Here is a 12593-nt window from a genome sequence, read left to right as displayed (position 1 = left end):
GGGAGAGGTTGGGTGAGGGGGCAACGCACCGACTCAGCCCCTCACCTAGCCTCTCCCCCTAAGAGGCGGCTTGATTACAAGCCGCGGGGGGAGAGGAACATGATGCTAACTACTCGGCGGCGGCCTTGACCTGGTCGCGGAAGGCGGTGCGGCGCTCGTCCCATTCGGCGGCGCCGAAGCGGGCGAAGGTCTTGCCCGGAGAACCGCTGACCGGCGGGAACTTGCCCTGCTTCAGGTCGCCCAGCAGGCGGTCGCAGGCCTGGATGATGCCGCCCAGCAGCAGCCCGGGGACGATGGCGATGGCGTAGCCCATGCGCTCGGCGACATCGAGGTCGATCTCCGGCGTCTTGCCGCCGCGCACGACGTTCAGCAGGCAGGGACCATTGACCCTCTTCGGCACCGATTCGATCTCGGCCATGGTTTGCGGCGCTTCGACGAAGGCTACGTCCGCGCCGTTGGCCAGTGCCGCGTTCGCGCGCTCGACCGCTTCGTCGAGGCCGACCACGGCGCGCGAATCGGTACGGGCAATGATGCAGAAGTCCTTCGACTTGCGGGCCGCGGCGGCGGCGCGGATCTTGGCGATGAAGTCCTCGCGGCTGACCAGCTCCTTGTTGTCGAGATGGCCGCACTTCTTCGGGAACACCTGGTCCTCGATGTGGATCGCGGCGACGCCGGCGCGCTCGAATTCCTGCACCGTGCGATAGACGTTCAGCTCGTTGCCGAAGCCGGTATCGCTGTCGCTGATCAGCGGGATGTCGATCGAGTTCACGATGCGGCTGGCATTGCCCACCATCTCGCTCATCGTGATCAGGCCATAGTCGGGATAGCCCAGCGTCGCCGAGGTGCCGGCGCCGGTCATATAGACGGCGGAGAAGCCCGCCTGCGCGATGGCACGGCCGGTGATGCAATCGATCGCACCAGGGGCGACGATCATCTTCTTCGACGCGATGAGTTTGCGGAAATTGGCAGCGTTCGACATGGTTTCCTCCTTCAGCGTTTGCGTTTCTGCGCCGGCGCGACGCCGGTGGACCTGAGCTGCTCGGGGTGCATATTGAAGCGCAGCTTGAGATGCTCCGGCACCGCCAGCATCTCGACATATTCGACGGCCCGCCCCTGCTGGTCGATCATCAGGCTGCGCAGGTCGATCAGGGCCGCACCGACCTTGACCCCCAGCCGCGAGGCGACCAGCGGTTCGGCCAGCACGGCCGAGACGAGCTGTTCGGCGCCGCAGATATGAGCACCGGCCCGCGCGAGCAGCTGGAACATCGGAATGCGGTTGAGGTCGGTCTTCGTGAAGGTCTCGCCCAGCGCGGCCGGAATGTAGCTGGTGAGATGCATCACCGGCGTGCCGTCCTGGTAGCGTACGCGCACGGCGCGCTGCACCGGCGTTTGGTTGGCATCCCACAGCCGGTCCCGGGCGAAGCCGCGGGCCTGCACGTAGCCGAACTCCACGACCTTGGCCACGGTCTCGGCGCCGTAGGAAACGATGTTCTCGATCACGGAGGTCATCGGCATGCGCATCGGCTGTCCGATCTGCGGCCGCACAACGGTGCGCCGGCCGGCGCCGCGTTCGACCAGGCCGGCATCGTGCAGGCTGGTCATGGCGCGACGGACCGTGATGCGCGAGACGCTGAACATCCGGGTGAGCTGCTCCTCGGTCGGCAGCGGCTCGCCCTCGGCATAGCGGCCGGTCGAAATGCCGTCCGCCAGCACCAGGTAGATCTGGTGGTGCAGCGGCGAGCCCATCTCGCGGACGACGGCGATCCGGTTCATGGCTTCTCCGACGCTTCCGCCGCGGCGCCGCGGTGCAGGCGCTTGTCGATGGCCAGCAGGGCGGAATTTGCCACGATCGCGAAGATCGAGATGAGAACGGCGATGGACAGGATCGTCTTCACGTCGTGCAGGTCGATCGCCGTCATCAGCAGGAAACCCAGCCCGCGCTGCGAGGCAAAGAGCTCGCCCAGCATCGTGCCCAGCAGGGTGAGCGAGAAGCCGATGCGCAGGCCGGAGAAGATTTCCGGCAAGGTGGCGGGAACCAGCACGAACCAGGCGGTCTGCGCCGGAGTGAGGCGCATGGCGCGACCTGCCCGCAGATAGGTGCGGTTGACGTTGCGCACCGCATTCATGGTGAAGAGCACGACCGGGATGATGCCGTGCAGGGCCCCGAAGGCAACCTTGGCCGGCATGCCGAGACCGAACAACAGCAGGATCACCGGATAGAGGGTGATCTTCGGTACTGAATAGAGCGCCACCAGGATCGGCTCTGCGACCTCGCCCGTGAGCTTGTGCCCGCCCAGCACGACGCCGATCAGCACGCCGCCGCCGCAGGCGATGGCCAGCGCCTGCAGGAAGGCGAGGCCGGTCTCGCGCAGGTGCGGCAGGAAGCGCGCCTGCCCGATCATCTCCCAGAGATGGGCCATGGTCGGGGCCGGCGCGGTTACCGCCGAATCGCCCGCGATCTCGTGCAGGACCTGCCAAAGCGCCACCAGCGAGATCGCGACGAGGATGGGATCGCGCCAGGCGCGCAGGGTCAGCAGGCCGCCGCTCATGCGCCGCGCCGCCGCAGCATGCGACGCTCCCAGGCGAAGACCGCCATGTTGAACAGGGTGACGATGCCCAGCACGAACAGGATCAGCGCATACATGCGGGGATTGTCGAAATTGTCGTAGGCGAACGCGATCTCGTGGCCGATGCCGCTGGTCGACAGGATGAACTCGCCGGCGATCACGCCGATGAAGGAATAGGCCACGGCCAGCTTCAGGCCCGACAGGATGTGCGGCGCCGCGGCCGGCAGGCGGACGCGCCAGATCTCCTCGATCAGCGACAGCCGATGGATACGCGCCGTCTTGAGCAGCACGCGTGGCACACGGTCGAGACCCGCCATGGTGGCAAGGATCATCGCGACCATGGCGAACATCGTCGCCAGCACGATCAACGGCACGGGTCCCAGGCCGAAGATGACGATCAGCAGCGGATAGAACGCAAAATGCGGAATGGCGTAGTAGGCCGCAAGAAACGGGCTGAACGCCCGACGCAGGAACGGCACCCAGTTGAGGATGAAGCCGATCACGAAGCCACCGACGATGGCGATACTCATGGCGATCGCCACGGCCGACAGCGTGTGCTGCAGGTGCATGCCGATCTCGTCGGACTGCAGCGTCGCGATGAGCGTCGTCACCATCTTCGACGGGGCGGTCACCATGGTCGGCGCGATCGCGCCGGTCCGGCAGGCCAGTTCGAGAGCGCCGACGGCGCCGACCAGCAGGATGGTGCGGATCCAGCCGGCCTTGCTCATCGCGCCGCCGTCCCCTGCCCCAGGGCGCGCAGCGATTCACCGCGCAGATAAGACCAGAGGCGCGACGTGACGGCGCCGAAATCGGCACGCTCGGCCATGCGCGAATCGCGGTCGCGAGGCCAGCCGGTCTCAACGATGTCCATGAAGCGGCCCGGCCGAGCCGACATGACGCCGATGCGGTCCGACAGCAGGTTGGCCTCGTCGAGCGCATGGGTGATCAGCAGTACCGTTGCCGAGGTCTCTCGCCACAGCCGGAGCAATTCGTCGCCCATCAGGAGGCGCGTCTGCTGGTCGAGCGCACCGAAAGGCTCGTCGAGCAGGATCAGGCGCGGCTGCATCACCAGGGTCCGCGCGATGCAGACGCGTTGGCGCATGCCACCGGAGAGCTGGCTGGGATAGGCGCGGCTGAAATCGCGCAGGCCCATGAAGCCGATCGCGAAATCGACCCGCCGTTTGCTTTCCGCCGCATCGACGCCGGCCCGGCGCAGGCCAAAGGACACGTTGTCCTCGACCGTGAGCCACGGGAAGCTGGCATCTTCCTGGAACACGACGCCGACGCCGTCCGGTACCTCGCCACGCACCGGCTTGCCCTCGAACTCGACCGAGCCGGCCGACGGCATGGCGAGGCCCGCCAGCACATCGAGCAGGGTCGACTTGCCGCAACCCGACGGGCCGACGACGCTAAAGAACTCGCCGGCCCTGAGATCGAAGGAGATCGGCCCGAGCGCATGGACCTCGCCATGGCCCGCGCGCGGCGGGTAGACGCGCGTCACGCCGTCGAGCCGCGCATGGACCTTGTGGGCAGCCTCGGCTCCGACGGCCGCCAGGCGCGGCCCGCCGGCGATCATTGGGTCTTCGCCGCCGCGGCGGGCACGAACTTCGGATCGATTGCCGCTTTCCAGTCCACGGGAAGCTGCAACGCGCCGACCGAGCCCAGCGCATCGGCCATCGACTGCATCAGCGGCATCGCCAGATCGCCGCGACTCCACCAGGTCGGGTTCATCTTCTTGATGTTGTTGATGGCATTGGTCGTGACGTCGAGCGGCAGGTTGTAGGCCTTGGAGACGATCTCGGCCGCTTCCTTCGGATTGGCGTGCAGGAACTCGACGCCCTTGCGCCGCGCCTCGATCACCGCCTTCAGCTTCGGGCCGTTCTTGGCGATCATCTCGTCGGTCGCGATCCCGACCGTCTGGGCGTAGGCCGGCAGCTTCTCATCGAGCCAGCCGAGCGTCTTGTACTTGGTGCCCGCCTTCTCCTTCTGGGAGTAGATCGGCTCGGGGATGATGGCGACGTCGACCTTGTTGTGCTCGAGCGCCGTCAGGCCCGCGCCGAAATCGCCGATGGCAATCATCTTCACGTCGGCCGCGGTGATGTCCCACGACTTCAGCGCGGTGAGCGTGATCGCCTCGCTGACCGACTTCGGGCGCGAATAGACGAAGCGCTTGCCTTTGAGGTCAGCGGGCTTGTCGATCGCCTCGCCGGGACGCGTGACCCAGAAGGAGCTGCGGCCGTTGGTGCCGCCGCTGATGATCTTGATGTTGAAGCCTTCCTTGATGGCGCTCAGCGCCGCCGGAAGCGCCACCTCGGCAAACAGCGTTTCACCCGCCATCATGTTGCGGACCGACGTGCCGCCGCCTTTGGAAGTCAGGATGCCCTTGATGTCGACGCCGGCTTCCTTGAAGTAGCCCTTCTCCATCGCGATGGCATAGGGCACGCCATAGAGCAGCGAACCGTAGTGGGTGACGACGATATCGTCGGCGCGCGCTGCCGTGGCCGACAGCAGGCCCAGGCTGGCAAACGCGAACGCATGCACGGCGGCCTTGAAAGCCCTCATCATTCCCTCCCAGGGATTTTTTGGCCGACACATCATGAGTCGGCTCTTCTATTGTTATGACATTAGGACATTCGAGTCCGGGCGAGTCAATCCGGCGCCGCAGACGTCACTCGCTGCGCAAAAGTCACCTCGGATTGCTCGTCCATGGCGCCGCCGCTATCGTCGATCCGGTGCCGAGTTCGATTTTCCGATTCGTAGCGCTGCTGACGATGTTCAGCCTCGCCGCCACGGCAGCGCAGGCGCAAAGGCGCCAGAGACAGGCACAGGCGGCGCAAGCGCAGAATGGCAGCGTCTGGGAATCGCCCGCCGCGGCGCTCGAATACCGGATCGACAGGAACTGGTCGTTCCATCTCGATGCGCAGTTGCGCTTCGACCAGAACATGAGCCGCCTGCGGACGCTGCAGGTCCGGCCGGGCTTCGAATATGTCCTCTCACCCAACTGGGCGCTGGCCGCCGGCTACGTCCAGTTCACCCGCTACCTTCCGGGAGCGCGGCAGTCGCGCGGGCCTTTCCAGGACATCCTCCATCGCACACGCATCGACGGCCTACCGGTAGCGGGCCGACTGCGCTGGGAGGAGCTGTTCTTCGACGACGGCCGTCTGCTGGTGCGCACGCGCGCTCTGGCGGGCGTGCGCATTCCGCTGTGGCGCTCGCCCTGGGAACTCGCCCTGTCCGACGAAGTCTTCATCAATGTAAGCACCGATCGTCCAACCCGGACGTCGGGCTTCGCGCAGAACCGCGCCTTCATCGGCTTCGGCCGCCAGCTCACCGCCTGGGCCAAAGGATCGCTGGGCTACGAGCTCGATTCGATCCGGAGGCTGAACGGCTCCTTCCGTAACGAACACAACATCAAGCTGAACCTGGCATTCAGCCTGAACTGACGGTCGCGGCCTGCCCATCACTCCGGCTCGCCGCCGACGGCAGAGCCGTGCGGTGCGGGTTGCGTGCAGCGGCGTCCCACATCAGGCGCGGATCGAAGGCTTCCGCGGCGAAGATGGTGACGATGACGACAGCGCAGAAGGCGAGCGCGCCCATGCCGGGCTCGATGGTGACGGCGCGGCCGAACTGGACGAGCGCGCCCAGCAGCGACTCCATGAAGATGTCGACCATCGACCAGCGGCCGATCCAGGCGACGATGAAGTAGAGCCGCGTACGCTGGCGCAGCAGCACGCCGGCATTCTCGGCCGTCCCGGTGAGCGAGGTCGCACCGATCATGCTCACGAGGCCGATCAGCTTGAACAGCGGCACCAGCACGCTGGCAAAGAAGACCAGCAGCGCCAACGGGTACATCTTCGAGGAGACCAGCTCCTCCACCCCGCCCATGATGGTGCTGGGGGCGCCGGAGCCGAGCTGGATGACCGTCAGCACCGGATAGATGTTGGCCGGGATATAGAGGATGACGCCGGCGAGCACGAGCGCCAGCGTCCGATTGAGACTGTCAGGCTTGCGTTCATGCACGCGCGCGCCGCAGCGCGGGCATCTTCCGTCATGCTCGGCCGGCACGCAGACGAGTTTGCAGTCCTCGCAACCGGCCGCACCGGCCCGGTATTCCAGCGGCGCCACGGCCGGCATCGGCGCATGGGTCTGGCCGCGCCGCTCGATCTCGTCCCACACCGCCTGCGGATCGAGCGCCAGCTCCGCCCACACGATGACAATGGTGAGGATTCCCAGCGCATAGACCGCGGGCCCGAGCTGGATCGTCACCAGATCGCCCAGCTTGGTGTAGGCCACGAACACGCCGAGCAGCAGCACCTCGAGCATCGCCCAGGTTCCCATGCGGCGGGAGATCAGGAAGATGCCACGCAGGTTCGGCGGAAGGGTTCGCATGCGCAGGCCGATCAACACATAGATCGTGCCGGCGAACTTGATGAGCGGCGCCAGCGCCGTGGTGAAGGCCACGGCAATGGCCAGTGGCCATAGGCCATGGCGCACCAGCTCGGCAGGCCCCGAGAGCAGCGTGGTCTCGTGCACGATGCCGGCCGTCGAAACCTTCATCAGCATCGACAGCCACAGCACGGCGAACAGGACCAGCGAGGCGAAGGTGAGCGCCAGGCAATGGCCGGTCGGGTCGGCGCGCGTGGCGCGCAGCGGCGTGCCGCAGCGCTCGCATTCGGAACGCATGTTGGCCGTCATCGCCGGCACGATCTGGAACAGGCCGCAGCCCGGACATTCGCGGAGCTGGGGCTGCGTGACCAGCGGCCCGGCCTCGCGTCGCGCGGCGAAGGCCCGCAACATCGGCTACTGCAGAAGCGTGGCGATGCCGTCCGACAGTTCGCCCAGCGCATCGCTCATGGCGGCGACGTGGCCTGGCGTGTCCGGCGTGGGCACGGGCTTCGTGATCGAGAAGTTGCGCGCCGCCGTGCGGGTCGGCCGGTTGAACTGGATGGCGGCCTGCGCGAGCAGGATGACATTGCCGGCCTTGTCGGCGTCGAAGCGCTGGATGTCGATGCCGACGGCGGCATAGGGATCGATCGTGATCGATCCGGCCTCGCTGTAGACCTGGCTGCCGGGCAGGCGCTGCGAGAGTTCGAGCACGATGGTGCGACCTATCATTCCGCCGACCGGCTCGCCCCACCAGGCGTTGGAGCGCACGTCGAGCTTGAAGTCCTCGGTCGAGCGGACGATCTCCTTGCGGTCGAGATAGCCCGGCAGGCCGATGTCGCGGATCTGCACGATGCGCGGGCCGCGCGACAGAACGGGACCGGGACGAACCGCCAGCGTGTAGAGGATGGGTTCCGGCGAGGAGCCGCAGGCCTGCAGCGCGGGCGCCGCAAGGATCGGAAGGCCAAAAAGACCGAAGCGGCGGCGGCCGAAGCGAGTGGAGATCATTCCTTGCCCGTGTTGGTGCGGCCCTTGATCAGGGCCTCGGGGTGACGCGACAGCAGGTCGGCCAAAGCGCGGATCGAGCGCGCGGCGTCGGTGATCTGGGGCAGCAGGCGTTCGATGTCGCGATGGAACTTCGACGTGTCGCCATAGCCCTTGTCGACGGAACCGATCAGCTTGTTCGCCTTGACGACCGCCTCCTGGAGCTGCGCGGCGATCTCGGGCAGGCGCTTCAGCGCCGGCGTTGCGTCCTTGTCGAGCTTGGCCGCGATGTCCTGCACGTCGATCATCGCCTTCTCGAGCGCCGCCAGTGTCGCCTTGATCTGCGGCCCGTTCACGGTCTGCTCGATGCCGGTGGCGGCGCCAAGCAGGCTGTTGCCGATCTTGTCGAAGTCGATGCGGTTGATCTTGCTCAAGAGCTCGCTGGCCGAAGCTGTGATGCTGTCGAAGCCGCCGATCTCGGCGGCCGGGATGACATAGTGGTCTCCGATTTTCTCGAGCTCGCCCCGGGCGGCATCCGGCACCACCTGCAGCGAGATGATCTTGGAGTTGCTGATCAGGCTTGGCGCCTGCAGCGTAGCGCGCAGTCCGCGATGGATCATCTCCTCGGCGATGTTGACCGGCTCGAGGCCCTGCGCCTTGGCGAGATTGCTGATGCGGCCGGCCTCGACGCGATAGTGGACGGGCGCCACGACGCGGTCCTGCTTGGGATCGTAGACCAGCCCGACACGGGTGACTTCGCCAATCTTGAGACCGTGAAATGTGACATCGGCCCCCTCGGTGACACCGGCGACCGAGCCAGGGAACATTGAAATCAGCTTGATCTGCTGGCCGAAGCCCGCCGATTTGGCCTCCTCGATGCTGGCGTAGAGCTTGAAACGATGATCGGCCTTGCTGATGGGGGCGGTCGAGTCGTGCGCGGTATCGAAGGCGATGCCACCCAGCAGGATGGCGCGCAGCGACTCCATCTGGATGCTGATGCCGTTCGCACCCAGCGAAACCGACAGGCCGGAGGCATTCCAGAAATTGCTGTCGTCGCGGACATAGCGGTCGAACGGTGCCCGCACGAAGGCATGGATGGCGACACGGCTGGCAAGATCGTGCAGGTCCCAGCCCAGCACCGTGCCGACCTCGATATCGCGGAAAAAGATCGGCGCGCCGAGGCTGATCGAACCCAGTCTGGCGGTATCGAGCCGGAAGACCGTGCCCTTGACCGATGCCTGGAGGATCGGCGGATCCTCCTGGCCCACGAAGCTGCGCGTAGGCGTTCCCTTGTCGGTCGAGGGCCGCATGCCGATGTAGGAGCCGGACAGGATGGTTTCGAGGCCGGAGACGTTGCCGGCGAAGAGCTGCGGCTTCACCACCCAGAACGTCGTCTTGTCGGTGAGAAGCGGCTCGGCTTCCTTCACGGTCTCGATCGTCACCAGTACTTTTGAGAGGTCCGGCGGAATGGTGATCGACTTCACCGTGCCCATGACGACGTTGCGATACTTGAGCTGCGACTGGCCCGCCGTCAGGCCGGCGGCCGTGTCGAAGGCCACCGTGATGACGGGGCCGCGCTTGGAGAACGTGTCCCAGGCAAGCCAGGCGGCGATCAGCACGGTCAGGATGGGAACGATCCAAACCAACGGGATGCGTCGTCGGTGGCGCACCGAGGCTGACGCAACCGGGCCACCCGCAACGGGCGGCCTCGCGGCGGATCCAGGCTGGGCTTGCTCGCTCATCGTTCCTCGTTCGCCCTCTGCGCGGGCGCTCAGCGCTCCCGGTCGTCGATGTCGCGGGCCAGGACTTCGCGCTTGCCGACATGGTTGGCGGAGCTGACGACGCCTTCGCGCTCCATGCGTTCGACGATGCGGGCGGCCCTGTTATAGCCGATCTGCAGATAGCGCTGGATGAAAGAAGTGCTGCATTTGCGCTCGCGGGCGACCAGGGCGATCGCCTGATCGTAGAGCTGGTCGCTCTCGCCTTCCTCGCCGTCGCCCGGCAGGCCGGAGCCCTCGGCCTCGGACTCGGGATCGTCGGTGACGGAATCGATATAGGCCGGGGCGCCCTGGGCGCGCAGATGGCGGACCACTTCCTCGACCTCGCCGTCGCTCACGAACGGGCCGTGGACGCGGGCGATCTTGCCGCCGCCGGCCATGTACAGCATGTCGCCCTGGCCCAGCAGCTGCTCGCCGCCCTGCTCGCCCAGGATGGTGCGGCTGTCGATCTTGGACGTGACCTGGAAGGAGATGCGGGTCGGGAAGTTGGCCTTGATGGTGCCGGTGATGACGTCGACCGACGGGCGCTGCGTGGCCATCACGACATGGATGCCGGCGGCGCGCGCCATCTGGGCGAGGCGCTGCACGGTGGCCTCGATTTCCTTGCCGGCGACCAGCATGAGGTCGGCCATCTCGTCGATGATAACGACGATGAAGGGCAGCGGCCGGAGGTCCATCTCCTCGTCTTCGAAGGTGGGCTTGCGCGTCTCGGGATCGATGCCGGTCTGAACCTTGCGGGTCAACACGCCGCCCTTGCGCGCGGTCTCGAGGAGCTTCTCGTTGTAGCCCGCGATGTTGCGCACCGCGACCGCGCTCATGGCGCGATAGCGGTCTTCCATCTCGCGCACGACCCACTTCAGCGCCACGATCGCCTTGCGCGGCTCGGTGACGACGGGCGTCAGAAGATGCGGGATGTCCTGGTAGACGCTGAGTTCCAGCATCTTCGGATCGATCATGATGAAGCGGCACTGGTTCGGCGTCAGCCGGTACAGCAGCGACAGGATCATGGTGTTGACCGCCACCGACTTGCCCGAGCCGGTGGTGCCGCCGATCAGCAGATGCGGCATGCGCGCGAGGTCGGCGATCACCGGATCGCCGCCGATGTCCTTGCCCAGCGCCAGCGGCAGGGCGAGGCGGCCGTCCTCGTAGTGCTTGGTCGAGAGAAGCTCGCGCAGGAACACCGTCTCGCGCTTGGCGTTCGGCAACTCGATGCCGATGACGTTGCGGCCCGGCACGGTGGCGACGCGCGCCGACACCGCGCTCATCGAGCGGGCAATGTCGTCGGCAAGGCCGATGACGCGGCTCGACTTGGTGCCCGGCGCCGGCTCGAGTTCGTAGAGCGTCACGACCGGACCCGGCCGCACCTTGACGATCTGGCCCTTCACGCCGAAATCGTCGAGCACCGTTTCGAGCAGGCGCGCATTCTGCTCCAGCGCCTCTTCGTCGATCTTGGGCTGGGCGTTGACCCGCGAAGGCAGCGACAGGATGTCGAGCGGCGGCAGCTTGTACTCCCCGGCCCTGAGGTCGAGTTCGCGCTGGCCGGCCTTGGCAGCCCGCTTGCCCTGCGCCACGGCCGTCTTGCGCGGCACGATCTTCACGGCCGGCTGGGCCACCGCGACCGCGGGCTGCTCGAGATCGAGGGCATTGTCGGGCGTGAAGGGATTTTCGTCGGCCTGCTCGTCGATCTCTTCCTCGACCACCGCCGGCGGCGACGACGGTGGCGGCGCGACGGCATGCGGCGGCGCCTCGAATTCCTCGTCGGCGACGGGCTGCCGGTATTGCTGCGGCGAAGGCGCGGCCTCGTGGCCACCGAAGCCCGGCTCGATGCGCTCTGCGGCGGGCGCGGAGGCCGACGCGGAGCGGCGCATGAAGGGCTCGATACGCAGGCCCCCGGTGAGGCGGCTGAGGAAGGTACGCTCCTGGGCGCGCGCCGGCGCGGCTTCGTCCAGAACCGGCGAATGCATCCTCAAGCCGTCGGGCGCAGCCGGGATGTCGTCGGCCGGACGCTCGATCGGCGCATAGGGCGCGTCGACCATCAGCGACTCGCGCGCCGGCATCGCCGTGCCTTCCTCGGGGATCTGCTCATAGCGGTTCTCGAAGCGCGCCGGATCGTACTGGCTGGCGTCGATCTCGCCCGGAATCTCGGCGTAGCCGATATGCGGCGCCGGCGGCTCGTTCTCTTCCTCGAGGTTCTGCGGCTTGCCGCGCCACAGGCCGATGGCCGCCCGCACGCCCAACACGGTCCACAGGAAGGGCGCCCGCAGGATGCGGAAGATCAGCGGCAGGTCGGTGCGGTTCATGCCGAGCGCCGGCGCCATCGCGATGAAGGCGAGGGCAGCGCACACCGGCTCGATCAGGGTGAGCGCACCGCCGCTCGAATGGGTCAGCACCAGCTCTCGGAAGCGGCCGACCAGGGCGAGACCGACCAGGCCGCCCGGCCCGGCATGCGTCGCCGCGCCGCCGACGTCGCCGAGGCCGACGCAGGCCACGCTCATCATCAGAAGCGCCAGAAGCAGCAGCGACAGGCGCAGCCCGAAGAAGCCGAGATGGTGCGTGCGCACCATGCGGACGCCCCAGGTGATGAAGGCGACCGGTGCCAGGATGATGGCCAGGCCGAAGGTCTGCAGCAGCAGGTCCGAGATGTAGGCGCCCGGCAGGCCGAGCAGGTTGTTCGGCGCGCGCGCCGTGGCGTGATTGAGCGAGGGATCGCCGGGGCTGTAGGTGAACAGCGCCATCATCAGCATCAGGCCGAAACCCGCCGTCGCGACACCCACGATCTCCATCATGCGGCGACGCAGGAAATCGCGCCCGCCTTCCGGCAGGATGGAAGTCCGGGGCTGCAACGCTGACGAAAGGCTCAGCATGGCCATGCGCGCAAACG

General features: G+C 66.9%; 11 protein-coding genes. 1 reads left to right on the top strand and 10 read right to left on the bottom strand.

The features are described 5' to 3' along the window. Positions 1-109: 109 nt before the first annotated feature. The 6 genes from KQ910_RS07505 to KQ910_RS07480 are packed head-to-tail and all read right to left on the bottom strand — an operon-like array spanning position 110 to position 5129. Positions 110-979 carry an isocitrate lyase/PEP mutase family protein gene (locus tag KQ910_RS07505; protein WP_216957898.1) on the bottom strand — a complete coding sequence of 290 codons (870 nt, stop codon included), beginning with the start codon at positions 977-979 and terminating at the stop codon, positions 110-112. An 11-nt stretch (positions 980-990) separates the two neighbouring features. Next, a complete protein-coding gene (locus KQ910_RS07500) occupies positions 991-1773 on the bottom strand; it encodes a GntR family transcriptional regulator (protein ID WP_216957896.1) in 783 nt (260 codons plus the stop codon). Beyond that, complete coding sequence (locus KQ910_RS07495; protein ID WP_216957893.1) at positions 1770-2549, bottom strand: ABC transporter permease; 780 nt, start codon at positions 2547-2549, stop codon at positions 1770-1772. Before KQ910_RS07495 ends, KQ910_RS07500 begins: the two co-directional genes overlap by 4 nt. Further along, positions 2546-3295, bottom strand: coding sequence for an ABC transporter permease (locus KQ910_RS07490; protein ID WP_216957891.1), 750 nt, complete (start codon positions 3293-3295; stop codon positions 2546-2548). Before KQ910_RS07490 ends, KQ910_RS07495 begins: the two co-directional genes overlap by 4 nt. Continuing rightward, positions 3292-4143 carry an ABC transporter ATP-binding protein gene (locus KQ910_RS07485; RefSeq protein ID WP_216957890.1) on the bottom strand — a complete coding sequence of 284 codons (852 nt, stop codon included), beginning with the start codon at positions 4141-4143 and terminating at the stop codon, positions 3292-3294. The genes KQ910_RS07490 and KQ910_RS07485 overlap by 4 nt, the downstream gene beginning before the upstream one ends. After that, positions 4140-5129 carry an ABC transporter substrate-binding protein gene (locus KQ910_RS07480; RefSeq protein WP_216957887.1) on the bottom strand — a complete coding sequence of 330 codons (990 nt, stop codon included), beginning with the start codon at positions 5127-5129 and terminating at the stop codon, positions 4140-4142. Before KQ910_RS07480 ends, KQ910_RS07485 begins: the two co-directional genes overlap by 4 nt. A 134-nt stretch (positions 5130-5263) precedes the next feature. Here KQ910_RS07480 and KQ910_RS07475 point away from each other — a divergent pair, with 134 nt between their 5' ends. After that, a complete protein-coding gene (locus tag KQ910_RS07475) occupies positions 5264-6010 on the top strand; it encodes a DUF2490 domain-containing protein (protein WP_216957885.1) in 747 nt (248 codons plus the stop codon). On the opposite strand, the gene KQ910_RS07470 is transcribed toward KQ910_RS07475, so the two are convergent. From KQ910_RS07470 to KQ910_RS07455, 4 genes are all read right to left on the bottom strand, one after another. Continuing rightward, positions 5997-7364: a paraquat-inducible protein A gene (locus tag KQ910_RS07470; protein WP_216957883.1), complete on the bottom strand. Its 1368-nt coding sequence runs from the start codon at positions 7362-7364 to the stop codon at positions 5997-5999. The genes KQ910_RS07475 and KQ910_RS07470 overlap by 14 nt on opposite strands. Before the next feature lie 3 nt (positions 7365-7367). Further along, complete coding sequence (locus KQ910_RS07465) at positions 7368-7958, bottom strand: PqiC family protein (RefSeq protein WP_216957881.1); 591 nt, start codon at positions 7956-7958, stop codon at positions 7368-7370. After that, on the bottom strand, positions 7955-9580 hold the full coding sequence (locus tag KQ910_RS07460) for a PqiB family protein (protein WP_216957880.1): 1626 nt from the start codon (positions 9578-9580) through the stop codon (positions 7955-7957). Before KQ910_RS07460 ends, KQ910_RS07465 begins: the two co-directional genes overlap by 4 nt. Positions 9581-9705: 125 nt before the next feature. Further along, positions 9706-12582 (bottom strand): DNA translocase FtsK, encoded by a 2877-nt coding sequence (locus KQ910_RS07455; RefSeq protein ID WP_216957878.1) that lies wholly within the window; start codon positions 12580-12582, stop codon positions 9706-9708. Positions 12583-12593 lie beyond the last annotated feature (11 nt).

The organism is Reyranella humidisoli, from assembly GCF_019039055.1.
GTDB classification, from domain to species: Bacteria; Pseudomonadota; Alphaproteobacteria; order Reyranellales; family Reyranellaceae; genus Reyranella; species Reyranella humidisoli.
The sequence above is the reverse complement of the archived record's forward strand: the minus strand, read 5'-3'. Positions and strand labels throughout refer to the sequence as shown.

What these genes read in the sequence shown, in the direction of transcription:
- KQ910_RS07505 (WP_216957898.1), bottom strand. Translation starts at nt 979, where the DNA reads ATGTCGAACGCTGCCAATTTCCGCAAACTCATCGCGTCGAAGAAGATG.
- KQ910_RS07500 (WP_216957896.1), bottom strand. Translation starts at nt 1,773, where the DNA reads ATGAACCGGATCGCCGTCGTCCGCGAGATGGGCTCGCCGCTGCACCAC.
- KQ910_RS07495 (WP_216957893.1), bottom strand. Translation starts at nt 2,549, where the DNA reads ATGAGCGGCGGCCTGCTGACCCTGCGCGCCTGGCGCGATCCCATCCTC.
- KQ910_RS07490 (WP_216957891.1), bottom strand. Translation starts at nt 3,295, where the DNA reads ATGAGCAAGGCCGGCTGGATCCGCACCATCCTGCTGGTCGGCGCCGTC.
- KQ910_RS07485 (WP_216957890.1), bottom strand. Translation starts at nt 4,143, where the DNA reads ATGATCGCCGGCGGGCCGCGCCTGGCGGCCGTCGGAGCCGAGGCTGCC.
- KQ910_RS07480 (WP_216957887.1), bottom strand. Translation starts at nt 5,129, where the DNA reads ATGAGGGCTTTCAAGGCCGCCGTGCATGCGTTCGCGTTTGCCAGCCTG.
- KQ910_RS07470 (WP_216957883.1), bottom strand. Translation starts at nt 7,364, where the DNA reads ATGTTGCGGGCCTTCGCCGCGCGACGCGAGGCCGGGCCGCTGGTCACG.
- KQ910_RS07465 (WP_216957881.1), bottom strand. Translation starts at nt 7,958, where the DNA reads ATGATCTCCACTCGCTTCGGCCGCCGCCGCTTCGGTCTTTTTGGCCTT.
- KQ910_RS07455 (WP_216957878.1), bottom strand. Translation starts at nt 12,582, where the DNA reads ATGGCCATGCTGAGCCTTTCGTCAGCGTTGCAGCCCCGGACTTCCATC.